Raw genomic sequence first — 23,228 nt, forward strand, 5'->3', positions numbered from 1 at the left:
CCGGGCACTTTTACTACGTTACCCGCCGGTTTCCGCCGTGTCAAACCGCTCTCTCGCGATCCACACCACTTCAACCCGATTTCCGGGCACCACGACCCAACCGGCTTCCGCCGTTTCAGATCGCAGCTTCCGACAGACCGGCCGCCACGGTCTCCCGCGAACTCGCCCGGTTTCCTGCCGGCGTCGAACCTTACCCGGTCGGCTCCGCCTCGCCAAATCCGCCTCGCGGCGAATCCGGGGCACCGCCCGGCCCCGGGTCCGAAGGGTGCAACCCTCGAACCGGAAGCTCATTCCCGCGCTCCGGCCTCCAGGACTTTCGCCCTTTTCGTCCGTTCCGCGCTGGCAGAGAGAAAGTTACGCCCCCGGCGGATTGATCGTCAAATCCGCCGGGGGCGTCGCCCGTCACACTGGCCGGGCGTACGGCTAGCCGCGCAGCTCGACCCCGGCGAACGACCGCTTGCCGCGGCGCAGCACCAGGTAACGGCCGTGCAGCAGGTCCTCGGGGCCCACGGTGGCGTCGGTCTCGGTGACCCGGCTGTTGTTGACGTAGGCGCCGCCCTCGGCGATCACCCGGCGGGCCTCCTTCAGGCTCGGGACCAGCCCGGAGTCGCGCAGGAGCCCGGCGACGTCGGGCAGCTCGTCGAGGTGGACGAGGCCGGCCTCCGTCAGCGCGGCGCGCAGCGTCGCCGGCGTGAGCTCCTCCAGCGAGCCCCGGCCGAAGAGCGCCTGGCTGGCGGCGACCGCCTGCGCCATCTCCCGCTCGCCGTGCACGAGCGTGGTCAGCTCCTCGGCGAGCGCCCGCTGTGCCGCCCGGGCGGCCGGCCGCTCCGCCGTCTCCTTCTCCAGCGCCTCCAGTTCCTCCCGGGAGCGGAAGCTGAAGTAGCGCAGGTAGCGGCTCACGTCCCGGTCGTCGACGTTGACCCAGAACTGGTAGAACGCGTACGGGCTGGTCATCTCGGGGTCGAGCCAGATGGCGCCGCCCTCGGTCTTGCCGAACTTCGTCCCGTCCGACTTCGTGACCAGCGGGGTGGTGAACGCCTGCACCGGGCCAGCGCCACGCCGGCGGATGTAGTCCACCCCGGCGGCGATGTTGCCCCACTGGTCGGAGCCGCCGAACTGGAGCTGGCAGCCGTGCCGGCGGTGCAGCTCGAGGAAGTCGTTGGCCTGGAGCAGCTGGTAGCTGAACTCGGTGAAGCTGATCCCGCTCTCCAGCCGCGCCTTGACCACCTCCCGGGCCAGCATCCTGTTGACCGGGAAGTGCTTGCCCACGTCGCGGAGGAACTCGACCACCGACATCTCGCCGGTCCAGTCGAGGTTGTTGACCAGTTGCGCGGCGTTCTCGCCCTCGTACGAGACGAAGGGGGCGAGCTGGTCGTGGATCCGGGCCACCCAGCCGGCGACCACCTCGGGTGGGTTGAGGGTCCGCTCGGCACTCTCCTTCGGGTCGCCGATCTGGCCGGTCGCGCCGCCGACGAGCAGCAGCGGCCGGTGCCCGGCGAGCTGGAGCCGACGGGCCGTGGTGACCTGCATGAGGTGGCCGACGTGCAGGCTCGGCGCGGTCGGGTCGAAACCCACGTAGTAGGTGGCGGCACCGCCGTCGAGCAGCGTGCGCAGCTCGTCGAGGTTGGTGGAGTCCTGGATCAGGCCGCGCCACCGCAGGTCATCGGTCAGGGAGTCCCGCCCGGGCGGCGGGAGGCTGCTGTCGGTCACGGTCACCCATTCTTCCCCATGACCGGGTGCCTGCCGTAGCGGGTTTGCCCAGCGGGGCGGCGGCGTAGGCTGGCGCCGTCATGATCGGGAAGGGGAACGCCGTGGACATGCCGGATCTGACGGGCGGCTTCGTCGCCCTGCTCGGCCTCAAGTTCGACGAGGTCAGCGGGGATCGCGTCGTGATCCGCTGGCAGGTCCGTCCCGAGCTGCACCAGCCGTTCGGGATCCAGCACGGCGGCGTGTACTGCTCGGTGGTCGAGACCGCGGCCAGCGTCGGCGGGTCGGTGTGGCTGGGCGACCGGGGGCGGGTCGTCGGCGTGGCGAACCAGACCGACTTCCTGCGCGCGGTCCGCGACGGCGAGCTGACCGCCGTGGGCACCCCCGTACACCGGGGGCGCAGCCAACAGCTCTGGCAGGTGGAGATCACCGACGCCGACGCCCGGCTCGTGGCCCGCGGCCAGGTGCGACTGCAGAATCTCTCCCCCGCCTGACCCGTACCCCGGCCACCAGGGGCGGCGGCGACTCAGCCGCGGGCCTCGTCCAGCACCGGCTCGCCGGCGTCGTCGGGCGTCGGCGCGGCCGGCCGGCGCAGCCGGACGCGGGTGATCGCGCGGTGGTCGATGCGGGCCACCTCCAGCTCCCAGCCGTCCACGGTGACGCTCTCCCCCGCGACGGTGGGGATGTGTCCGAGGCAGGCGAGCACCAGGCCCGCGATGGTGGTGTAGTCGCCGCCGGGGCGGTCCGGCAGCTCGACCCCGACGTCGGTGAGGTCGTGCACCGGGAAGGTGCCGGGGAGCAGCATGGCGCCGTCCGGCTCGGTGTACACGGCACGCACGTCCCGGTCGGTCTCGTCGTAGATCTCCCCGACGATCTCCTCCAGGATGTCCTCGAGGGTGACGATCCCGTCGACCGCGCCCCGCTCGTCGACCACCAGGGCGATGTGCTGCCGCTCGGCCTTGAACTGGCGCAGCGCGTCGACCACCGGCAACGAGTCCGGCAGCAGCATCGGCGGGCGGGCGCACTCGTCGACCGGCCGGTCGTCGCAGACGCCGACGAGGTCGCGCAGGTGGATCACCCCGACCGCGTCGTCCAGGCCGCCGTGCCGGACCACCGGCGCCCGGGAGTGGCCCGTGGCCGCCAGCAGCAGCCGCGCGGCCTCCGCGGTGGTCCCGCTGTCGAGCGTGAAGACCTGCAACCGGGGTACGAGCACCGCCTTCAGTTGGCGGTCGGCGATCTCCACCGCCCCGGCGATGATCGTCCGCTGCTCCTTGGTGAAGCCGTGGTTGCCGGCGACGATGTCCCGCAGCTCGTCGGGGCCGATCTCGTCGGGCTCGTGCCTCGGGTTGAGCCCGACCAGGCGTACGACCAGGTCGCTGGTGGCGCCGAGAGCCCAGACGGCCGGCCGGGTGAGGGTGGCCAGCAGGTCCAGCGGGCGGGCCACCACCAGCGCCCACCGCTCGGCGGCCTGCATGGCGATCCGCTTGGGGGCCAGCTCCCCGAAGACCAGGGTGACGAAGGTCAGCGCAAGGGTGACCACCACGATGGCGACGGTCTCCGCGGCGCCGCCCAGCGCGCCGAGCAGCGGCACCAGGGGCCTGGCCAGCGACACCGCCGCCGCGGCCGAGGCCAGGAAGCCGGCGAGGGTGATGCCGATCTGGATGGTGGCCAGGAACCGGTTCGGGTCCTTGGCGAGGCGGGCCAGCACCCGGCCGGCGCGGCTGGTGCGTTCCAGCCGCTGGATCTGGCTGTCCCGCAGCGAGACCAGCGCCATCTCGCTGCCCGCGAACAGCGCGTTGAGGACGACCAGGACACCGACCAGGGCCAGTTGGCTCCAGATGCTCTGCACGCCCGGCTCTCCTCACGCACCACCGGTGCCCGTCGGCCCGACCGGCACCGCCGGCCGAAGGCCCCGGCCGGCGTAGGCCAGTCTGTGCCCACCGGGCCGGCCGGTGAATCCTCGGCCGGCCCGGGAAGTGGTCAGGCTCGCTCGGCGACCGGCGGGGTCGGCAGGTCGAGCACGTACGAGCGGCCCTCGGGGCGGAAGCCGAGCCGGTGGTAGTAGGGGGCGAGCATGCCGGGCGGGGTGACCACCCGGCGGAACCCCCGGTCGGTGAAGAGGCGGCTGCGCCGGTAGACGAACTCGCCCGGGGTGAAGTCCCGGAACCGCCGGGTGACGTAGTCGAGGTCGACCTGCGCCACGCCGTCGGGCTCGGCGTGCGACAGCACCACGCCGACCACCTCGTCGGCCCGCAGCACGAGGAAGGCGGAGCGCTCGGCGGAGGTGCCGGGCGGCCAGCGGAAGCCGGGGTTGAAGCGGGCGATGTCGGCGCCGTGGACGCGCAGCGTGTGGGCGAGGAACTGGTCGTCCACGCCGACCTCGACCACCTGGTAGGTCGCCTCGTCGTGGCGGGTGGCGAGCATGGCGCGCAGGTACCAGACGTTGATCACGGCCAGCACGACGTTCAGGCCGACCATCGGCCAGACCTGCACCGCGGCGTTGTAGCCGATCAGGATCAGACATCCGAGCAGGTTCAGGGCACGCAGCCGGAGGATGCGCGTCTGCAGCAGCGACCAGACCAGCAGCGCTGAGCCGGCCCAGCCGACGAGTTCCAGCCAGTTCACCCCGCGAGAGTAGTGGTCACCGTGGTCTGCCCGCTCGACGGGCGGCGGGGCCGGTTCAGCGGTCGGCGAGCTCCAGCACCCACTCCTCCACCTCGGCGCCACGGCCGTTGGCGTACCCCCTGTCCTCGCCCGTGACGACGAAGCCGCACTTGCGCAGCACGGCGAGCGAGGCGCGGTTGTCCTTGGCGGCGCGGGCGTGCACGGGCCGCTGGGGCAGCTCGCGCAGCAGGGCGGCGAGCGCGGCGGTGGCGTGGCCCCGGCCCCAGCGGCGCGGGTCGATCCAGTAGCTGACCTCGGTCTTGTCGTCGACCGGGAAGGCGATCACGTGGCCGACCACCTCGTCGTCGACGACGGCCGTGCGGGCGACGATCCGCTCGTCGGCGCGGACCCGGCGCCAGTGCGCGTCGAACCGCGCCCGGTCGGTCGGGTCCTCCGGGCCGAAGGCGGCCATCCAGTTGGCCTCGACGTCCTGCTCGTGGTCGAAGAAGTGGGGCAGGTCGTCGTCGCGTACGGGGCGCAGGCGCAGGTCGGCGGTCACGGGCCCGAGGATAGGGCCGGGCGGTGACATCGCGGATCTCGGCGTCACGCCCGGTCCGGCCGTCCCGATCGCGCGGGGCGGGCGCGGGCCCCGGCGGGGCGCCGATTCGGGCCCGTGGGGCCGGCGCCGCACGGACAATGGGCGGATGACACGAGCGGTACGGGGCGCGCGGGCGGTCGGGACGCCCGTCGGCGCGGCGGGGGCGCGGGCGGCGGGCGCGGCGTCGCTCGGGGCGCTTGCCGTGGGCGCGCTGGCCGTCGGGGCCGTCGCCGTCGGCGCGCTGGCGATCGGGCGGCTGGCGATCCGCCGGGCGGTCGTGCGGGAGTTGCGCATCGGCCGGCTGGAGATCGACGAGCTGGTCGTGCGCGAGCGCCCTACCGGCGACGCTTAGCGGGCAGCGTCCGTGGCGCGGCTCGGTCCGGCCGCTTCGACGCTCACTCCGCCGGCCCGGGCAAACTCGGCGACGGCAGGCCGCGGGCGGGCGGTGCGGTGACGCTGACGGTGGTCTCGTGGGCGAAGTAGCCGAAGCCGTATGAGACGGTGACGGTGTCGCCGAGGGTGGCGCCGAGCGCGGCCAGGTCCAGTTCCGCGGTGTACGTGGTGGCGTTCGGAGCGTCCTGCACGGCCACGAGGCGTCGCGGGGCACGCTCGCCGACGCGGACGTGGACCTCTGCCCGGTTCAGCGCGGCGACGTCGAGGTTGAGCGGAGCGGTCAGCCGGACGGCCGCGCGGGTCCCCTCGGGCACCCGGTCCCGTGGCGTGCCGGCGGCGTCGACGACCCGCACGGTGGTCGCGTCGACCGCCCGCCACGCCAGGGCCACGTTCCAGGCGGCGTTGCAGGTGACCCAGCCCTCGGAGTGGCCGATGTCGCCCACGCCCGGGTGGTACGGGTAGTGGGCGTCCTTGGGGCTGCCGTCGAGCACCCCGCGGCAGCCCTGGAGGCGGCCGGCCCCGCCCTGGAACTCGGAGAACCAGCCGCGCTCCACGCCTTCGAAGCCCCACTGCGGGGTCGCGCCCCGGTGCGAGGCGTGCCGGCCGGTGGGATTGCGGCCGAAGATGTTGTCCACGTGGGCGACCGCGAGCTGCCGCAGCCGGGCCGCGAGGGGGTCGTCGCCGAGCACGCGCGCGGCGGCGAGCGCCGGGGCGGCGAAGCCGGCGACGTTGCCGGTCTCGTTGGGGTCGCTGGCCGAGCCGCCGCCGGTGAACGACGGGATGGTCCACCGGTCCGCGGAGTACCTGCGGAAGTCCCACAGGTTGTCCGAGCGTTCCGCCACGACCTCGGCCCAGTTGCGGACGAAGTCCCTGGTGCCGGGCGGCGCCTGGTCGGGGTGCCGCTCGAGGAGCCGGGCGAGGCCGGTGATCAGGTGGTGCTCCCCCTGCCGTTGGCCCTTGGTGACGGTGGGGTCGGCGACGTCGAGGTGTTCGACCAGCCACGTCGCCTGGGCCCGGGCGGCGGCCAGGTACCGGTCGGCGTCCGCGCGGCCCTCCCGCCGGGCGACCTCGTACATCATGACGTTCGGCCAGACGGAGTGGCCGGGCGGCAGCTCGCCCTTGCCGGAGCCGACCTGGGTGTAGACCTGCAGCAGGTCGGCGGTGTGGGGGGTGGTGTCGTACCAGGCGAAGCGGTCCTTCGCCTCGTCGTCCCAGATCGGGAAGAGGTAGTCGCGCGCCCGCTCGTAGACCTCGCGCGGGATGTGGTCGGCCAGCCAGGGGTAGGCGTAGAGGAAGGCGGCGAGCTGCTCCTTGAGCAGGGTGTGGTTGACCCGCCCGCCGAGGTACACCTCGACGGCCCAGTGGATCAGCCGGACGATCTCCGGGGTGTCCGCCGGCAGTTGCGCCGGCAGCCCCACGTAGCGGGCGTCGGGATCCTTGATCTGGGCGAACGCCGACGGGTTGGCCAGGTACATGTCGACCAGGGACGGCAGCTCGAAGGACATCTGGTGGGAGTCGCGCCAGCCGACGCCGAGGTAGCAGTTCTCCGGGTCGGTGCCGCCGTAGGTCATCCTGCTGAAGTCGCCGTGGTAGCACCGCGCGTCGGTCATGAACCCGATCGCTCTGCGGTAGGACACCCGCTCCATCCAGTCCGCGCCGATGCCGAAGGGCACGGACCGGCCGACCCCGGCCGCCCCTTCGACCACCAGGGTGTACGGGCCCGTGTCCACGGGATCGAAGGCGGTGAAGTCGCCGACCTGACCGTGCACCGTGCCTTCGTGCCGGATGCCCCCGGCGGCGTCGACGACGCGGAACCGGTCGCCGTCGGCGGCACGTGGGGCGGTGAACCGCTTGGTCTGGCCGAGGTTGTAGCCGCTCTGGTTGGCCAGGACGGGCTGGTCGACGTCGGGCTCACCGGGCCCCGTCCAGGAGCAGCCCGACGCGGTGGTGGGGTGGCCGGCGGGCACACCGGGTAGCGCGGTGACCGCGACCGCGGCGAACGACGCCCGCGCGTGGTGGACGCCGAGCCCGATGGTGCCGCCCGCGGCCGGCGACTCGACGACCGCCACGCGCTGGGCGTCGACCTCCACCACCGAGATGTTGCCGGCCCGTCGGATGACCAGCTCGTGCCACTCGCCCTGCCGCAACGGGGCGGCGCCCCGGCAGAGGGTCGTCGTCAGCGGGCGGGAGATCTGCACTGCGGACCAACCGGCCAGCTGCGCGGCGAGGTTGTCGCGGGTGAGGGCGTGTGGCTGCCGGAGGTCGGTCAGCAGCGAGACGGTGGGCGAGTCGGTGACGGCCTCCACCCGGACGCGGGCGCGCAGCTCGTACGCGTCGGGCAGGACCACGGACGACACCGGCGTGAGGTAGCGGCCCGACGGTTGCGCGCGGCTGTCGACCGAGACGTAGGTGAACTCCGCGCTGGTCGTCGTCCACTCGCTCAGCGATCCCGTCAGCGCCCGCCAACCGGCGAGCCCGGTGGAGAAGTCGTCGGCGAACATCCGTGGTCCCACCGTCACCGTTCGCGGATCGTCACCGGGCGGTTGCCGGGTCCCCGGCGGTGACCGCCCGCAGCCACTGCTGGGCCAGCAGCGCGTGACCCGGCTGCGTGAGGTGCACGCCGTCCGCCGTCCAGACCCGCTCGTCGACCGTTCCGGCGCCGAACAGGTGCTCCACCGTCACCAACGTCGCGTCGAAGTCGACGGCCAGTTTGCGCACCACGTCGACCTTCGGCCCGAGGTCCTCCCGCCAGGCCCGCTGCGCGTCGTCGAGCGGGAGCAGGAAGGGCTCGATCAGGATGAGGGCGGCGTCGAGCCGCCGCCGGGTCAGGTCGAGGATGTGCCGGTAGTCGCGTTCGAACTCCTCGACGGTGGTGGGGTCGTCGGCGCTGTACCGGCGCCAGGTGTCGTTGATGCCGATGAGCACCGACACCACGTGCGGCGCGAGCCGCAGGCAGTCGTCATCCCACCTGGCGCGCAGGTCGCGGACCCGGTCGCCGCTGATGCCCCGGTTGAGGAAGGTGACGGCCCGCTGCGGGTGCCGGGCGGTGAACCAGGCCGAGGCCATCATGGCGTATCCGCCACCGAGGTCGTCGGACCGCTCGCGGTCGCGTCCCACGTCGGTGATGCTGTCGCCGATGAACAGCACCCGTCCGCCGGGTGGAATCTCCACTGTCATCACGTTCCTCCGTTGCTTCGCGTAGGCCGGTGTCGGAGCCGGGCAGGGGCGATCGTACGCATGCTCGGCTGAGGGGTCGGCCGGTCAGAATCGGGGCAGGGAGCCGGTCCACTCCGGATGCACCGCCCGCATCGGGGTGACGTCGTCGCGGGTGCGGATGCCGCTGTGGCGCCACTGCTCGTGCAGCCTGGCGAGCGCGTCCCGGTCGATTGTGACGCCGAGGCCGGGGGCGGAGGGCACCCGTACGGAGCCGTCCTCGAAGCGCAGCGGGCCCGGCTCGACCACGTCCTCGGTCTTCCACGGGAAGTGGGTGTCGCACGCGTACGTCAGGTGCTCGGTAGCGGCCGCCACGTGGGTCATCGCGGCGAGGCTGATCCCGAGATGGCTGTTGGAGTGCATGGACAGCCCGATGCCGAACGTGTCGCAGAGTTCGCCGAGCTGCTGGGTGTGGCGCAGCCCGCCCCAGAAGTGGTGGTCGGAGAGCAGCACGCCGACCGCGCGTTGCGCCACCGCCGGCGGCAGGTGCTCGCGGGCGACGACGCACATGTTCGTCGCCAACGGCATCTCGGCCTGGGCCGCCACCGCCGCCATGCCCGCGATGCCGGGCGTGGGGTCCTCCAGGTACTCCAGCACGCCGGCGAGTCGCCGACTCACCTCGATGGAGGTCGGCACGGACCAGGCGGTGTTCGGGTCGATCCGCAGGGGTAGGCCGGGGAACGCGTCGGCCAGCGCGTGGATCGCCTCGCACTCCTGCCGTGGGGCGAGGACGCCGGCCTTGAGCTTGATCGCGGTGAATCCGTACTCCGCCACCATGCGCTTGGCCTGCGCGACGATGCTCTCGGCGTCGAGCGCCGGCCCCCAGTCGTCCTCGGGTCCGCCGGGGTGGGCGGCCCACTTGTAGAACAGGTAGGCGCTGTAGGGGACCTCGTCGCGGAACCGCCCGCCGAGCAGGTCGACCACCGGCCTGCCGAGCGCCTTGCCCTGGGCGTCGAGCAGGGCCACCTCGAAGGCGGAGTACAGCACCTGGGCCGCCCTCGACCGTCCGTCGAGTGGGGACCGGGCGGACCCGGCGGCGGACGTCTGCCGTACCAGCCGGCGCAGCCCGGCCAGGTCGAACACGTCGAGGCCGGGCATCCGGGCGGCGAGGTCCCGCAGCCCGGCCACCACCGGCGCGTCCCCGTAGGTCTCGCCGAGGCCGGTGACGCCGTCCGCGGTGTTGACCTCGATCACCGTGCGGAGGGCGTACGGCTGGTGCACCCCGACGGCGTTGAGCAGCGGGGGGTCCCGGAAGGCGACGGGGGTGATGACGACATCGGTCACGCGCATGACGGGGTCCTCAGTTGGGCCGAGAGTCCGGAGTCGACGACGAGTACGGTGCCGGTGATGCGTCGGGCGGCGGGTGAGGCGAGGAAGAGCACCGCGTCGCTGACGTCGGTGGGGGTGACGGCGTCGCGCAGGGGCGCGTCCTGCCGGATGTCGCCGGCCGAGCCGATGGACGCCGGTGCGACGCAGTTGACGCGGATGCCGTACGGGCCGAGTTCGACCGCCATGGCGCGGCTCAACGCCTCGATGGCGCCCTTGGTCGCGTCGTAGAGGCTCTGGTCGGGATGCGCCCGGGTGGCGCCCGGCGAGGAGAAGTTGACGATCACGCCGCCCCGGCCGAGCTGCCGCCAGTCGCGGGCCGCCCGGGCGGACAGGCCGTGCACGGGCCGCAGGTTGGCGGCGTACTGCTCGTCGAGCATGGCGCCGGTGGTGTCGCAGAAGTCCATCAGCCGGTGCGTGATCGCCGCGCAGTTGACGAGGATGTCGAGCGGGCCCGCCTCGGCGTGGAGCCGGTCCAGGAACGACTCGTGGGTGAGGTCGCCGAGGACGACCGTGGCGCCGGGAATCTCCGCGGGCCTGCGGTCGGTGGCGACGACGTCGGCCTTGGCGTCGCGGAAGGCGCGGGCGCAGGCGCCGCCGAGCAGCCCGGCGGCTCCGGTGACGAGCACCCGGGCGCCGGCGAAGTCGTACGTCAGGCCGGCCATCACCCGATCACCCGCCCCGCCGCGATGATGTCCCGCAACTGCCGCACGTGTTCGGGCGGCGGGTCGGTCAGCGGGTGGCGCACCGGGCCGACGTCGGCGCCGGCCAGCCGGACGCCGGCCTTGACGAGCGAGACGGCGTAGCCGGCGCCGCGGGAGCGCAGTTCCACCAGCGGCCGGAAGAAGCCGTCGAGGTACGCCTCGACGAGGTCCGTGTCGCCGGCGCGCAGGGCCTTGTTGAAGGCGAGCGCGATGTCCGGGGCGAAGCAGAACACCGCGCTGGAGTACGACCGGACGCCGATCCCCCAGTAGGCCAGCGCCGTCATCTCCGCCGTGGGCAGCCCGTTGAGCAGCACCGGGTCGGCGATCGACGGGTCGTGCCGGCGGGCGTCGCGGATCGCGCCGGTGATCCGCTGCATCAGGTCGAGGTCGCCGAGGCCGTCCTTCAGACCGATGACGTTGGGCACCGCGACCAGTTCCGCCGCCGCCTCGGGGGTCAGGCGGACGTTGTCGCGCTGGTAGACGATGGCCGGCAGGTCGGTGGCGGCGGCCACCGCGCGGTAGTGCGCCACGAGCCCGTCCTGCGGCGCCCGGACCAGGTACGGAGGCAGGATGAGCAGGCCCTGCGCGCCGGCCTCCTGCGCCACCCGGGCGAGCCGGATCGCCAGCCTGGTGCCGTAGCCGACGCCGGCGAAGACCGGCACGGTGCCGGTGGCGGCCTCCACGGCCGCGCGGACGACGTGGCCGTACTCCTCGAGGTCGAGGGAGAAGAACTCCCCCGTACCGCAGGCCACGAAGACCGCCGACGGCCCGGCAGCCACCTGGTCGGCGACGTGGGCCCCGTACGCGGCGAGGTTCAACGCGCCGTCCGGGTGGAAGGCGGTGACCGGGAAGGACATCACTCCATCTAGCGCGGTGCCAGTCAACGGCGTTCCCTTCGAGTCGTGCGGGGGTGTCGGTGGCGGCTGCCGGGGCGGGTGGCCGGCGCCCCGGCAGCCGCCGGGGTCAGTTCGGGCCGGTCCGGGTGCCGGCGACCCGGACGGCCAGCGGGGCGGTGACGGCGGTGGAGCCGTCGTCGATCCTCGTCACGCGCAGCACCAGGCGCACCGTGGTCGGGGCCGGTCGGTGGCGCACCGCGCCGGACAGGTCGACGACGTCCGGCCGGCTGCTGGAGACGATCGAGACGGTGAACCGGTCCGATCTCTCCGGCATCGCCAGCCGCGTCGACTCCCGACGCACCGGTTGCAGCCGTTGGATGGTCGCCGCGACCGTCGCGGCGCTCAGGTCCGTGGAGCCGAGCAGGTGCACGAGTTCCACCGTGTCGTTGGTGCTGTCCATGACGTCGGTCATCGCGGTGTACGGCTGGTCCTGCTGGTTGAGCAGGCCGAAGTTGAAGCTCTCCCCGTCGCCGGGGCGACCGGTGACGGCCTGGTCGTAGTAGACGAACCAGCCGGAGCCGACGAAGACCGGGCTCGCGGCCTGCGCCTCGACGAAGGAGCGGTACTTCGTCCCGCGCTCGGCGACGGTGGCCGTCCGGGCCGCCGCGTTGATGGCGCGCATGCCCCGGTCGTGGGTGTTGAAGGAGTACTCCAGGTTGAGCACCGGCTTGTCGTACGGCTCGTACTCGGCCAGGTAGCTGGCGTTGTCGCCGTACACGTCGAGCGAGATCGCGTCCAGGCTGGCCAGGCCGCCGACGTTCCATTCCAGGCTCGTCCGCCAGGTCGGCACCAGCGCGGATCCGAGGAAGAGGTGGTGCGGGTCCTGGCTGCGGATCGCCGCCCGGATCGTGCCGTAGTAGAGCTGCGACGCCCGGGTGACGAAGGCGTTGACGTCCGTGGTCGGCACCCGGGCCACGTCGAGCGGCAGGTCGGCGAGCGCGGCGAAGGACGCGGCGTCCGTCCCCAGCATCGCGTTGACCCGGGCGAGGTCCCCGCCGTACGCCTCCTCCAGGTAGGTGACGAACGCCCGCTTGGCCGGCAGGCTCGCGTCCCTGCGGAGCGCCTCGGCGACGACGTCGCGGTTCCAGCCCCGCTCGTTGTCGAAGAAGTACCCGATCAACCAGCGGTCGTTCTTCTTGTCCTTGATGTCGATGTGCCGGTCGAGCTTGGCGCGGAAGTCGGGGTCGAACGGGTCGATGCCCCACAGCACCCGGGTGGCGTCCGGGGGCGCGGAGATCTGGTCGATGTGCGGGAACTCCAGGTCCGGGTCGGCCGCCCACTTGCTCAGTGCGTTGAATCCCCAGTCCACGAGGCGCCTGGTCGTGATGTCGCGCCACGCGTCGCCGTAGTCCGGGCCGTACTTGCGGGCCAGGTTGGCCTTGACGAAGCTGACGACGTGTCCCCGCTCGGTGGTGGCGTACGCGCCGGGGTAGAGCCGCGGGTCGGGCAGCGCGTCGAACACGTCGCGCGGGCTGCCGTCGGGGTTCTTGTAGAGGGTCCCGTAGCCCCACTCGTCGTACGAGACGGAGTCGACGCCCTTGAGGAAGAACAGGTGCCCGTCGGGGGTGACGAACCACCACTTGCCGTCGATCTTCTTCAGCCGGAAGAAGCCCTCGGAGTCGTACCTGCCCAGGGCCTTGACGCCGCCGTAGCGGTCGTACGTGGCGGTGTCGAGCCGTACGTCGGCCAGCCGCGCCGCCTCGTCGCGGTGCTCCTGGCGCAGTTGCTCGTCGGAGGTGACCTTGCCGGGCCAGTCCTGGTAGAGGTACTGGCCGTACTGGTCGGCGAGCCGGGTGTACCGGGTCAGCTCCTGCTGCATGCCGGCGACCGTCAGCGGCGGGCCGGGATCCGCGCCGACCGGCCCGGAGCCCCGGACGAACTCGATCTCGGAGAGCGGGAGGTGCAGGTACTGGTTCTGCCGGACCATCTCGATCCGCACGAACCGGGCCTTCGCGTTCGCCATCGGGATGTCGAGCTGGTGGTCCAGCTCGGTTCGGGCGCGACTGGCACGGGCGGCGACGCGGTAGGTGGCGCTGGCCTCGTCGCGGTAGGTCACGTTGATCTCGTCGAAGCCCCAGAACTGGTTCGGGGCCCGGCTGAAGATCCTGATGCGGTCCAGCGGGAAGTCGTTGAGCAGGTCGAAGACGACGGTGACGTTCTTCGGCGCGTCCGCCCGGCCCCGCCATCCCGCGCCGCTTGCGGCGTCCCGGTTGAACAGTTGGCCGTAGAGGAAGCCGGTGAGGCCGCCGGTGTTGTCCGGGGCGCCGTCGTCGGGCCGGGCGCTGGCGTAGTAGTTGCCGACGTCGACCATGCCCGGCCGGGGCACCTGCTTGACCGGCTTGGCGATCTCGGCGCGAAGCTGGTCGGCGGTCAGCGGCGGGACCGGGTCGGACCCCGGCTCGCCGGCGCCGGCCGTGACGGTCACCTCGGTGAGCGGGATGTGCTGCCACTCGTGCACCCGGGTGAGCCTGATGATGACGAATCGCGCCCGGCGGTCACCGAGGTCCACCGACACGGTGTTGTTCAGCGGCGTGCCCTGCGGCAGCGGGCTGGCCGTGCCGTACCAGGGTTGCGCGTGCACGGTGGTGAAGTCGGGCTCCGCCTCGGCCCGGGTGCGGATGGAGAACGACTTGATGCCGTAGTAGCGGTTGGGGGCGTTGCTGGCCAGCGTGATCTGCCCCAACGGGTGGTCGCGGTGCAGGTCGAGGACGACGGAGACCTCCTTGTACGGCAGCTTCCCGTCACCGATCCACTGGGCGGTGGTGGTGGGCGAGGCGTCGCCCAGGGCGCCCTGCGCGTACGGGATCAGCTCTCGCTTGCCGAGGTCGCTCGCCGCACCGCCGTTGGTGGGCTGGTCGTAGACGTAACTGCCGGTGGTGATGCGGGTGGTGTCCGCCTGGGCGGACGGCGCCGCGAGGAGCGGGACGACCAGCGCCGGAACGAGCGCGAGGACCAGACGGACAGCCTTCTTGGTCATGGCGATGTCACCCCTTCAGGCCGGTGAAGCCGATGCCACGGACGACGTGGCGCTGGAAGACCAGGAAGAGCAGGAGCGGCGGGACGGTGGCGATGAACATGCCGGCGATCACCTGGTTCTGCTCGGCCACCTCGGCCAGCCGGGGCAGCGCGACGGCCAACGGCTGGCGTTCGGTGTCGGAGATGGCGATCATCGGCCAGAGGAACTCCTTCCAGGCGCCCATGATCGTCAGGAGTGAGACGACGGCCAGGATCGGCCGGGACATCGGCAGGACGATCCGCCAGAAGAGGCGGACCGGCCCGGCGCCGTCGACCTGCGCGGCCTCGAACAGCTCGCGCGGCAGCGCGTCGAAGAACTGCTTCATGATCAGGACGTTGAAGGCGTGGGCGCCGGCGGGCAGCCAGACCGCCCACGGCGTGTTGGCGAGGGATCCGCCGGTGACCGGTAGGTCCAGCACCGTCAGGTAGAGGGCGACCAGGGACACGGTGCCCGGAATGAACAGCGTGGCGAGCACCGCCGCGTAGACGTACCGGCCATAGCGGGGGCGCAGGACCGACAGCGCGTACGCGCCGGTGGTCGCCACGACGAGCTGCACCAGCCACGACCCGGCCACCAGCACCACGGTGTTGAGCAGGTAGTGCCCGACCCGCAGCTCCACCCAGGCGGAGGCGACGGTCCCCCACTGCGGCGTCGACGGCCACAGCCGCAGCGGGTCCTGCAGCATCTCCTGGGTGGGCGAGATGGCGCCCTTGGCCGTCCACAGCAGCGGGCCGAGCCCGACGATCACCGCACCGACCAGGAACACGACCTGGACGACGCGAAGTGTCCAGCGCACCAGCGGACGGTTGCGGTCGGTGTGCGAGATCAGGCCGCGCCCGTCGGTCGGGGGCCGGCGCCGGCGCGCGGGACGGGTGGCCGGCGGGGACGAGGTTCCGGTGCTGGCCGTCATGTCGTGCTCCACTTGCGGGTCAGGCGCAGGTAGACCGCGGACAGCAACGCGAGCGCCGCGGCCAGCAGGACACTCAGCGCGGTGGCCATGCCGAAGTCGCCGTTGATGAACGCGTACCGGTAGATCAGCAGCAGGACGGTCAGGGTCGAGTCCTCGGGCCCGCCGTCGGTGAGCACGAAGGGCTCGGTGAACACCTGGAAGGTGCCGATGATCTGCAGCAGCAGCATGATGAGCAGCACGCTGCGCAGCTGCGGAAGGGTGACGTGCCACAGCCGACGCCAGATGGAGGCGCCGTCGATCTCGGCCGCCTCGTAGAGCTCGGTCTGCACGGAACTGAGGGCGGCCAGGTAGATCAGCACCGTGCTGCCGGCGTGCGCCCAGGTGGCCTCGAGCACCAGGCTGGGCATGGCGGTGGCGGTGGACTGGAGCCACGGCATCGGGCCGATCCCCACGGCGGCGAGGATCTGGTTGAACAGGCCGAACTCGGTGTCGTAGAACCACTTCCACATGAGCACGGCGACCACCGGCGGGACGACGACCGGCAGGTACACCAGCACCCGGAACAGGCCGCCGAGGCGCCGGACCTCCGAGATCACCACGGCCATCACCAGGGGAATCGGGTAACCGAACAGCAGTGCCAGGACGACGAACCAGACGGTGTTGCGCACCGTGGTCCACAACAGCGGGTCGGCGAAGAGGTTCGCGTAGTTGTCCAGCCCCACCCAGGTGGCCGGGTCGACGAGGTTGGTGAACTGCATGCTCAGTTGGACGCTGCGCGCGATCGGCCACCAGGCGAAGAGGCCGAACACCAGCAGCGTCGGGAGCAGGAACAGTGCCGCGGCCGGCCCGGACCCTCGTCGCGGGTGACGCCTCCAGGGTGTCCGGCGTCGTGCCGACGCCGCCCGACCCGCCGTCCGGGCCGGGTCCGGCCCGGACGGCGAGGTGTCGGTTCCGGTCGTCGTGGGCGACGACCGGTCCAGACGGTTGAGCATGGTCACTGCTGCGCCCGATCCAGCGCGGTCCTGGCCTTCGCCTCGGCCTTGCGCAGCTCCCCGGCGATGTCGGTGCCGGCCCGGGTGAGCACCGCCTGCAGGGCCGTGTCCAGCGCGGCGTACAGGTCCTGCGCCGCGACCGGGGGTTCGGTCATGAACTGCTGCGCCCCCACGCCCTGCTCGTACGGCTTGAAGTTGTCCAGCGGGACGTTCGCGCTCTTGCGTTCGACCTCCTGGACCTGACCGGAGACCGCGGCCGAGTAGAACTCGACCCGGGGCATGCCCACCGGCACCTTGTCGGCGGCGTTCGCCTGCGCCCGCTGGGCGGCGACGGCGGTGTCGTAGCGCGGGCGGAGGTAGTAGTGGTCGATCCACTTCACGGCGGCCTCGCGCTGGGCGCCGCTCGCCTTGGGGCTGACCACCGCCATGGACCCGCCGGTCAGGGTGGCCGGCGTGCCGCCCGAGGGCAGCGCCGCGACCCCGAACAGCTTCGGGTCGCCGTTGAACTTCGTGACGTGGTCGCCGTAGGTGCTGGGCGTGGCGACCATCATGCCGATCTTTCCGGCGGCGAAGTCCTGCTGGAGGTCGCCGGCGTTGCGCAGGTGCTGGGTGCCCATCGACTTGTCCTGCCACCGCATCGCGGCCAGCCACTCGAGCGCCCGCTGGGTGGGCCCCTCGGTGAAGGCCGGCACGGACTTGCCGTCCTGCTCCTTCTGGATCTGGCCGCCGTAGGTGTAGGTGATGGCGCTCAGCGTCCATCCGCCGGTGTTGTTCGTGGTCGGCTGGGCGAAGCCCGGCAGTCCGGTCCGGTCGCTGATCGCCTTGGCGGCCGTGCGTACCTCCTCCCACGTCTTCGGCGGGTTGTCGGGGTCGAGGCCGGCCTTGGTGAAGAGGTCCCGGTTGTAGACGAGGCCGAGCGCGAACATGCTCGTGGGCAGCCCGTACACCTTGCCGTCCTGGCCGGTGGCCGGCGCCAGCGCACGCTGGTCGAAGTCGGCGGAGTGCGGGAGCTTCTTCATCTCCTCGGTGATGTCGGCGACCTGGCGTCGCTTGATCAGCCCTTGCGGCTCGGTCAGCGGGACCAGGAACACGGTCTCCAGTTGGCCGCCGGCCAGCCGCGCCGCGAAGGTCTTCGCTTCCCACTTGGACTCGGTCGGCTCGACGTCGACGTTCGGGTTGGCCTTCTCGAAGGCCGCCACCTCGTCGAGGAACGCCTGGCGGTTCTTCTCCTGCGTCTTCGGGAACAGCCCGGCGACGGTGATCTTGACCTTGCCATTCGCGTCTGATGTGGTCTCAGCCGCGCACCCGGCCGTGGGCAACGCGAGTGCCGCGACGACGCCACATGCCAGGAGGATTCGTGGTTGCCCTCTCATTGATACTCCGTCCACGTATGTAGACACCGTTCGTCTATACGACACTCTCCCGAAACATGGATGTGTTTGTCAACGCTCTCCTGCGCGCAGCCGCGCTTCGCACCGTCCACTCAGGGCGGCGGACGGATCGGCGGCAGCCGGTATGATCGAGGACTCGGCGGCGGGCGCCAGGCAGGCCGGGAGCGGCCCGGAGCAGCGACGACGCGGCCCCCGACGGCTGGAGGGTCCCCATGGCACGACCTGTCGCGCTCCCGGCGACGACCGACGAGTCCCACGCCGTCAAGTCGGCGTCGCGCACCATCCAGATACTCCAGGCACTGGCCGCCGCGCCGACCCGACTGAGCGTCGCCGAGCTGCACGAGCGCCTCGAATTTCCCCGCTCCAGCCTGTACGCGCTGCTCCGCACGCTGCGGGAGGCGAAGTGGGTGGAGACGGACGAGAGCGGCTCCCACTTCGGCGTCGGCCCGCACGTCCTGCTCTGCGGCACCGCCTACCTGGACCGCGATCCCGCCCTGCCGTACGCGCAGCAGGCCCTGGAGGACCTGCGCGCCGAGGTGGGTCACACCACCCACTACGCCCGCCGGGACGGCGGAAGCATCATCTACCTGGCGAGCCGGGAGGCCCGCGCCGAGAGACTGCGGATGCCCAGGGTCGGTCGCATGCTGCCCGCCGGGGTCACCGCCCTCGGGCTGGCGCTCCTCGCCGAACTCACCGACGACGAGATCGAGCAGACGCTCGCCGCGGCGCCGCCGGCGCCCGACGGGGTACGGCCGATGGACCGGCGGGCCCTGGTCAACGAGATCCAGAGCGCCCGGGTGCGCGGCTGGGCGCACGAGCGGGAGCGGTCACTGAAGGGCACCGCGTGTGTGGCCCGGGCGGTGGCCTACCGCATCCCGGCCACCGACGCGATCAGCTGCGCCGTCCCCGTCGCGGTGGCCGACGACCCGGCCGCCCTGGAACGCATCGCCGCCGCCGTCGTCGAGCACACCGACCGCCTCGCCGCCCAGCTCCGCCGCGCCGGCGTCCGGTAGCGAGCCGGGCCCCGCCCGCCGGCGCGGCGTTGACCCTCGCCTCTCCACACCGGTAGCGTCCCTTAGCGACCGTCCCAGACATGGACGCCATCCACATACTTGGACCGGCAGGAGTCCCCATGACCCAGTCGCGCACCCCGCTCGGCCCGCTCCACGACATCCGCGACCACGGCGCCAAAGGCGATCGGACCACCCTGAACTCGACGGCGATCCAGGACACGATCGACGCGGCGGCCGCGGCCGGCGGCGGCGTGGTGTACGTCCCCCCGGGGACGTTCCTCACCGGCGGCCTGGCCCTGAAGTCCAACGTGACCCTGCACCTGGAGGCCGGAGCCACGCTGCTCGGCAGCCCCGACCTCGCCGACTACCCGGCGTACCCGGGCCCGCCCGCGGACTGCGACGCCAACCAGCGTCACCTGATCTACGCCCGCGGCGCGGAGAACATCGCGATCACCGGCCTGGGCACGATCGACGGCCAGGGGCAGGCGTTCTGGGAGTCGCGTGGCCGCCCGCCCACGCCGCCCGAGGACGAATGGCGCGACGTCATCGCGTGGAACCTCAAGCCGGTGGGCGAGAACGAACGCCCCTCCCCCATGGTCGAGCTCGTCGAGTGCCGCAACGTCCGCGTCGAGGGCGTGACCCTGCGGAACTCACCCGGGTGGACGCTGCGGCCCATCGCCTGCGACACCGTGCTCATCCGCGGCATCGTGATCCGGAACCCGATCGACGGGCCGAACACCGACGGCATCGACCCGACCTGCAGCGAGAACGTCCTCATCGCCGACTGCGACATCGACACCGGCGACGACGCGATCTGCCTCAAGAGCGAGGACCCGTACGGCGACCTGCGGGTGTCCCGCAACATCACCGTCACCAACTGCGTCCTGACCACCTGCTGCAACGGGTTCAAGATCGGCACCCGGACGATGGGCGGCTTCGAGAACATCACCTTCACGAACTCGGTCATCCAGAGCCGGGAGGTGCCCCTCAACGAACGGGTGATCGCCGGGCTGGCCATCGAGATGGTCGACGGCGGCTGGATCGACGGGCTGGTCGTCAGCAACCTCCGGATGCAGAACGTCCGGACGCCGATCTTCGTCTTCCTCGGCAACCGGGGCGCCGGGCAGCGGGTGCCGACGCCCGGGCGGCTGCGCGGCGTCATGATCTCCGACGTGCACGCCAGCGGCGCGATCCTGACGTCCTCGGTGAGCGGCCATGCCGACCGCCACGTCGAGGACGTCACCCTGCGCAACATCCGGATCGACACCGCCGAGGGCGGCGAGCGCGCGTGGGTGGACCGGGCCATCCCGGAGGCCGAGGCCGACTACCCCGAGGCGCGCATGTTCGGCCGGCTGCCGGCGTACGGCCTCTACTGCCGGCACGTCACCGGCATCACGATCAGCGGTCTCCACGTCCGCTCCACCACGCCGGACCGGCGGCCGCTGCTCGTCACCGACGACGTCGCCGACCTGAGTCTCACCGACGTGGACGGGACGGGGCCGGGGCCGGACGTCGCGCTGCTCGACCTGCGGGACACGCGGGACGCGTCCGTCCGCGCCGCACGCGCGCCGCGCGGCACGCACATCTTCACCCGGGTCTCCGGCAGCCGGTCGGCGCGCATCGCGCTGGTGGGCAACGACGTCGGCAACGCCGAGACCCCCGTGCTGGTCACCGGCGACGCCCCCGCCGACTGCGTCAGCGGGCAGGGCTGACCCGGCGGCGCCGGCGCGGGCGACTCCCGCGCCGGCGGCGCCCGGGCGGCGGTGTCCGGGATCGACGGTACGAGCGCCTCACCCGCCGGGTGGGGCGCTCTCCGCGGCGCTACGGCAGGTGCGGGAAGCCCTGGAAGGCGACCGGACGGCGGAAGCGTTCGATCGCCTCGGTGCCGACCGAGGTCGACCAGGACGCCGACGTCGCCGGCCAGGGACCGCCGTGCTGCATGGCCGCGCAGACGGCGACCCCGGTCGGCACACCGTTCCAGATGATCCGCCCGGCGCGCTGGACCAGGCCGGGCAGCAGCGACCGCGCCGCCTCGGCGTCGCCGTCGGCGACCAGCAGCGTCGCGGTGAGGCTGCCCCCGAGCCGCCCGACGACCGCCGGATACGACGACAGCGGTCCGACCGCGATCACCACCGCCGGCCCGAAGTGCTCCTCGACCAGCACGCCGGCGAGGTCGTCGACGGAGACGAGCACGGCGAACGGGGCCGGCGCCGGCGCGCCGGCCACCACCCGCCCGAGCGTCCCGGCGCGCTCGCGCCAGGCGGCGTGTGCGTCGGCCATGGCACCGGTGAGCATGCGGTGCGTGGGCGAGCCGGCCACCGCCGACGCCAGCCGCGCGGCGAAGTCCGCGGACTCCGTCACCACCAGCCCCGGCTTCGTGCAGAGCTGCCCGGACGACCCGGTGACCGCCGCGGCGAGGGCGTCCGTCCAGCGGGGATCGGTCGCCGCGCCGGGCAGCACGAAGACGGGGTTGAGCGAGCCCATCTCGGCGTAGACCGGAATCGGGTCGGGGCGGGCGGCGGCGGCGTCCATGAGCGCCCGGCCGCCGGCGAGCGAGCCGGTGAAGCCCACGGCGCGGATGCCGGGCGCCCGGACCAGCTCCAGCGACTCCTCGACCCCGCCGGAGACGAGCGAGAACGCGCCGTCGGGCAGGACCTCCGCGAGCAGCGACCCGAGCAGTTCCCCGGTGCGGGGCTGCGCGGGGTGGGCCTTCACCACGACCGGGCAGCCGGCGGCCAGTGCCGAGCCGGTGTCGCCGCCGGGAACGCCGAAGGCGAGCGGGAAGTTCGAGGCGGCGAAGACCGCGACCGGCCCGACCGGCACGGGGACGGTGACGACGTCGGCCCCGCCCGGGCCCGCCGCGGGCGAGACCCGTCGCCACGGTACGGCGGCGTGGTCACCGAGCAGCCGGAGCTGGCCGGTGGTCCGGTCGAGTTCGCCCCGCAGCCGGGTCTCGGTCAGCCCGGTCTCGTCCGCGGCGAGCTTCACGATCTCGTCCCCCCGGTCGGCCAGGACGGCGGCGCACCCGTGCAGGGCGTCCCGCCGCCGGGTGCCGTCCCACCCGGCGAGCAGCGGAGCGGCGGCGGTGGCCCGGGCGACGGCGTCGGCGACAGCGGTCATCTGCGGAACTCCTCGGCGAGTGCGGCGAACAGGGGCTGGCGCCGGGGCGAGGCGAGCCCGAGGTGGTAGAGGCTGAGCCGGTCCGCGCCGGCGTCGCGCAACCGGCGGACGTGGTGGGGCAGCGCGTCCGGATCGGCGGGCGGCAGCACGGTGACGTAGGCGTCCACCAGGGGCGTGTCGGCCTGACTGCCGGCGGCGCGGGCCGGTCGTCGGGGCGGCGGGAGCGCACCACCGCCGAGGCCGCCCAGACCCGCCCCGACGGCCTCCGCGGGCGACGCGGTGTCCCGCGGTGGCACGGCCCGGGGCGCCGTGGCCGCGCGGGGCCGCGCGGCGCGGACGACGTCGGCGGTGTCGGCGGTGTCGGCGGTGACCGGCCAGCAGGGCACGAGGACGGCGTCCACCTCCGCGAAGGCACGCGGCGTCAGCCCCGGTGACGAGCCGGTGGCCCAGGGGTCGGGGTCGGCGGCCAGCGTGACGGACGCGCCGGGCACGGTCTGGCCTACCGCCGACAGCACCTCGCCGCGCAGGTCGTCGGCGCTGTCCTGGCGGACCGCGAGCAGCACGGACGCCAACGCCTCGGGCAGCCACCGGTCGGTGTCCACCGCGCGGCGCAGCTCGCGCCGGACCTGCGCCGGCTCCAGGCCGCGCTCCCGCCACCGCTGCGAGCAGGCGGCACAGCAGCAGACGGAGAGCGCCCGCAGCGCGGTCGGCGGGTAGGCGCCGGCGGTCTTCTCGTGGCAGCCGAGATGGGTGGCACCCATCTGACCGGCCGACTCGAGGAGCACGCCGCGCACCGGGAGGTCGCGGAGGGCCTCGGCGGCGAGGGTCGCGCAGTGGTCACGCACCTCGGCACGGGCCGGGCAGAGGGCGTACGGGTAGGACTCGCCGAAGCAGTTGGTCACGGTCAGCTCGGGGAACGCCAGGCCGAGCCGGGTGTTGTGGGCGAGCACCAACCAGGCGTCGACCGGGACGCCGGACCTGGTCAGCACCTCGGCGGCGGCGGCGGCCGGATCCGGTTCGTCCAGCCACGACGCCGCGGCGGGCACCAGCCGGTGGCCCGCCCAGGTCGACGGCCGGACGGGTCGGTAGAGGGCCGCGTGGTGGGCGTCGACGAACCGGCGGGTCGGGTGCAGCGGGGTCGCCGCCCGGGTGGCGTGGTACGTCACGGCGAGGCGTACGGAGTCCGCGCCGCTGGCGTGCACCCGCCGCACGAAGGCCGCGTCGTCCAGCACGTCCCAGGGATACGCGTGAGCAGAGATCATGCTGTGTCAAATCCACTTATGTGAACGCCGTCCGGCAGGATGTCAGCGGTGCAGTTCCAAGTTAACGTCCGGTATTGTGGGCG

At 72.9% G+C, this 23,228-nt stretch carries 19 protein-coding genes; 4 read left to right on the forward strand and 15 right to left on the reverse strand.

Features of this window, described 5'->3' with window-relative positions; translation table 11 throughout:
- Positions 1-423 precede the first annotated feature (423 nt).
- Positions 424-1,710 (reverse strand): tyrosine--tRNA ligase, encoded by a 1,287-nt coding sequence (tyrS, locus tag ACFY23_RS26970; RefSeq protein WP_350685792.1) that lies wholly within the window; start codon positions 1,708-1,710, stop codon positions 424-426.
- An 80-nt stretch (positions 1,711-1,790) separates the two neighbouring features.
- Between tyrS and ACFY23_RS26975 the strand changes: the two genes are divergently transcribed.
- Complete coding sequence (locus ACFY23_RS26975; RefSeq protein WP_350685791.1) at positions 1,791-2,201, forward strand: PaaI family thioesterase; 411 nt, start codon at positions 1,791-1,793, stop codon at positions 2,199-2,201.
- 32 nt (positions 2,202-2,233) lie between these two features.
- Here the strand turns inward: ACFY23_RS26975 and ACFY23_RS26980 are convergent, their stop codons facing one another.
- The 3 genes from ACFY23_RS26980 to ACFY23_RS26990 form a co-directional block, all read right to left on the reverse strand.
- Positions 2,234-3,556, reverse strand: a complete 1,323-nt coding sequence (locus tag ACFY23_RS26980; protein WP_350685790.1) for a hemolysin family protein — start codon at positions 3,554-3,556, stop codon at positions 2,234-2,236.
- A 131-nt stretch (positions 3,557-3,687) separates the two neighbouring features.
- Positions 3,688-4,332 (reverse strand): hypothetical protein, encoded by a 645-nt coding sequence (locus tag ACFY23_RS26985; RefSeq protein ID WP_350685788.1) that lies wholly within the window; start codon positions 4,330-4,332, stop codon positions 3,688-3,690.
- A gap of 55 nt (positions 4,333-4,387) precedes the next feature.
- Positions 4,388-4,870, reverse strand: coding sequence for a GNAT family N-acetyltransferase (locus ACFY23_RS26990; RefSeq protein WP_350685787.1), 483 nt, complete (start codon positions 4,868-4,870; stop codon positions 4,388-4,390).
- Positions 4,871-5,015: 145 nt separating this feature from the next.
- On the opposite strand from ACFY23_RS26990, the gene ACFY23_RS26995 reads away from it, so the two are divergent.
- On the forward strand, positions 5,016-5,261 hold the full coding sequence (locus ACFY23_RS26995; protein ID WP_350685786.1) for a hypothetical protein: 246 nt from the start codon (positions 5,016-5,018) through the stop codon (positions 5,259-5,261).
- A gap of 43 nt (positions 5,262-5,304) precedes the next feature.
- Here the strand turns inward: ACFY23_RS26995 and ACFY23_RS27000 are convergent, their stop codons facing one another.
- The 9 genes from ACFY23_RS27000 to ACFY23_RS27040 form a co-directional block, all read right to left on the reverse strand.
- A complete protein-coding gene (locus tag ACFY23_RS27000) occupies positions 5,305-7,821 on the reverse strand; it encodes a hypothetical protein (protein ID WP_350685785.1) in 2,517 nt (838 codons plus the stop codon).
- A gap of 13 nt (positions 7,822-7,834) precedes the next feature.
- On the reverse strand, positions 7,835-8,479 hold the full coding sequence (locus ACFY23_RS27005; protein ID WP_350685783.1) for an SGNH/GDSL hydrolase family protein: 645 nt from the start codon (positions 8,477-8,479) through the stop codon (positions 7,835-7,837).
- A gap of 84 nt (positions 8,480-8,563) precedes the next feature.
- Positions 8,564-9,805 (reverse strand): enolase C-terminal domain-like protein, encoded by a 1,242-nt coding sequence (locus tag ACFY23_RS27010; RefSeq protein ID WP_350685781.1) that lies wholly within the window; start codon positions 9,803-9,805, stop codon positions 8,564-8,566.
- The gene (locus tag ACFY23_RS27015; RefSeq protein ID WP_350685780.1) at positions 9,796-10,506 is read right to left on the reverse strand and encodes an SDR family oxidoreductase; all 711 of its coding nucleotides are present in this window, start codon (positions 10,504-10,506) and stop codon (positions 9,796-9,798) included. The genes ACFY23_RS27010 and ACFY23_RS27015 overlap by 10 nt, the downstream gene beginning before the upstream one ends.
- A complete protein-coding gene (locus tag ACFY23_RS27020) occupies positions 10,506-11,429 on the reverse strand; it encodes a 5-dehydro-4-deoxyglucarate dehydratase (protein WP_350685779.1) in 924 nt (307 codons plus the stop codon). Before ACFY23_RS27020 ends, ACFY23_RS27015 begins: the two co-directional genes overlap by 1 nt.
- A gap of 79 nt (positions 11,430-11,508) precedes the next feature.
- Complete coding sequence (locus tag ACFY23_RS27025) at positions 11,509-14,418, reverse strand: hypothetical protein (protein ID WP_350686280.1); 2,910 nt, start codon at positions 14,416-14,418, stop codon at positions 11,509-11,511.
- Between the two features lie 7 nt (positions 14,419-14,425).
- On the reverse strand, positions 14,426-15,367 hold the full coding sequence (locus ACFY23_RS27030) for a carbohydrate ABC transporter permease (RefSeq protein ID WP_350686278.1): 942 nt from the start codon (positions 15,365-15,367) through the stop codon (positions 14,426-14,428).
- Complete coding sequence (locus tag ACFY23_RS27035; RefSeq protein WP_350686277.1) at positions 15,364-16,359, reverse strand: sugar ABC transporter permease; 996 nt, start codon at positions 16,357-16,359, stop codon at positions 15,364-15,366. Before ACFY23_RS27035 ends, ACFY23_RS27030 begins: the two co-directional genes overlap by 4 nt.
- Before the next feature lie 2 nt (positions 16,360-16,361).
- Complete coding sequence (locus tag ACFY23_RS27040; protein ID WP_350686275.1) at positions 16,362-17,732, reverse strand: extracellular solute-binding protein; 1,371 nt, start codon at positions 17,730-17,732, stop codon at positions 16,362-16,364.
- A gap of 230 nt (positions 17,733-17,962) precedes the next feature.
- On the opposite strand from ACFY23_RS27040, the gene ACFY23_RS27045 reads away from it, so the two are divergent.
- Both ACFY23_RS27045 and ACFY23_RS27050 read left to right on the forward strand, forming a co-directional pair.
- On the forward strand, positions 17,963-18,763 hold the full coding sequence (locus ACFY23_RS27045; protein WP_350686274.1) for a helix-turn-helix domain-containing protein: 801 nt from the start codon (positions 17,963-17,965) through the stop codon (positions 18,761-18,763).
- A gap of 119 nt (positions 18,764-18,882) precedes the next feature.
- Entirely contained in the window at positions 18,883-20,475 is a 1,593-nt protein-coding gene (locus tag ACFY23_RS27050; protein WP_350686273.1) for a glycoside hydrolase family 28 protein, read from the forward strand.
- A 109-nt stretch (positions 20,476-20,584) separates the two neighbouring features.
- Here ACFY23_RS27050 and ACFY23_RS27055 read toward each other — a convergent pair whose 3' ends face one another.
- Positions 20,585-21,883 carry an aldehyde dehydrogenase family protein gene (locus ACFY23_RS27055; RefSeq protein ID WP_350819340.1) on the reverse strand — a complete coding sequence of 433 codons (1,299 nt, stop codon included), beginning with the start codon at positions 21,881-21,883 and terminating at the stop codon, positions 20,585-20,587.
- Positions 21,880-23,145, reverse strand: a complete 1,266-nt coding sequence (locus ACFY23_RS27060) for a hypothetical protein (RefSeq protein ID WP_350686839.1) — start codon at positions 23,143-23,145, stop codon at positions 21,880-21,882. The genes ACFY23_RS27055 and ACFY23_RS27060 overlap by 4 nt, the downstream gene beginning before the upstream one ends.
- Positions 23,146-23,228 lie beyond the last annotated feature (83 nt).

Source organism: Micromonospora sp. NPDC000121, from assembly GCF_042899165.1.
GTDB lineage: Bacteria > Actinomycetota > Actinomycetes > Mycobacteriales > Micromonosporaceae > Micromonospora.

Bases quoted from the DNA above. Each gene is read 5' to 3' on its own strand.
- ACFY23_RS27055 (WP_350819340.1), bottom strand. From the start codon at position 21,883: ATGACCGCTGTCGCCGACGCCGTCGCCCGGGCCACCGCCGCCGCTCCG.
- ACFY23_RS27045 (WP_350686274.1), top strand. From the start codon at position 17,963: ATGGCACGACCTGTCGCGCTCCCGGCGACGACCGACGAGTCCCACGCC.
- ACFY23_RS27015 (WP_350685780.1), bottom strand. From the start codon at position 10,506: ATGGCCGGCCTGACGTACGACTTCGCCGGCGCCCGGGTGCTCGTCACC.
- ACFY23_RS27040 (WP_350686275.1), bottom strand. From the start codon at position 17,732: ATGAGAGGGCAACCACGAATCCTCCTGGCATGTGGCGTCGTCGCGGCA.
- ACFY23_RS26995 (WP_350685786.1), top strand. From the start codon at position 5,016: ATGACACGAGCGGTACGGGGCGCGCGGGCGGTCGGGACGCCCGTCGGC.
- ACFY23_RS27050 (WP_350686273.1), top strand. From the start codon at position 18,883: ATGACCCAGTCGCGCACCCCGCTCGGCCCGCTCCACGACATCCGCGAC.
- ACFY23_RS26975 (WP_350685791.1), top strand. From the start codon at position 1,791: ATGATCGGGAAGGGGAACGCCGTGGACATGCCGGATCTGACGGGCGGC.
- ACFY23_RS27035 (WP_350686277.1), bottom strand. From the start codon at position 16,359: ATGCTCAACCGTCTGGACCGGTCGTCGCCCACGACGACCGGAACCGAC.
- ACFY23_RS27025 (WP_350686280.1), bottom strand. From the start codon at position 14,418: ATGACCAAGAAGGCTGTCCGTCTGGTCCTCGCGCTCGTTCCGGCGCTG.
- ACFY23_RS27060 (WP_350686839.1), bottom strand. From the start codon at position 23,145: ATGATCTCTGCTCACGCGTATCCCTGGGACGTGCTGGACGACGCGGCC.
- ACFY23_RS27030 (WP_350686278.1), bottom strand. From the start codon at position 15,367: ATGACGGCCAGCACCGGAACCTCGTCCCCGCCGGCCACCCGTCCCGCG.
- ACFY23_RS27010 (WP_350685781.1), bottom strand. From the start codon at position 9,805: ATGCGCGTGACCGATGTCGTCATCACCCCCGTCGCCTTCCGGGACCCC.
- ACFY23_RS27005 (WP_350685783.1), bottom strand. From the start codon at position 8,479: ATGACAGTGGAGATTCCACCCGGCGGACGGGTGCTGTTCATCGGCGAC.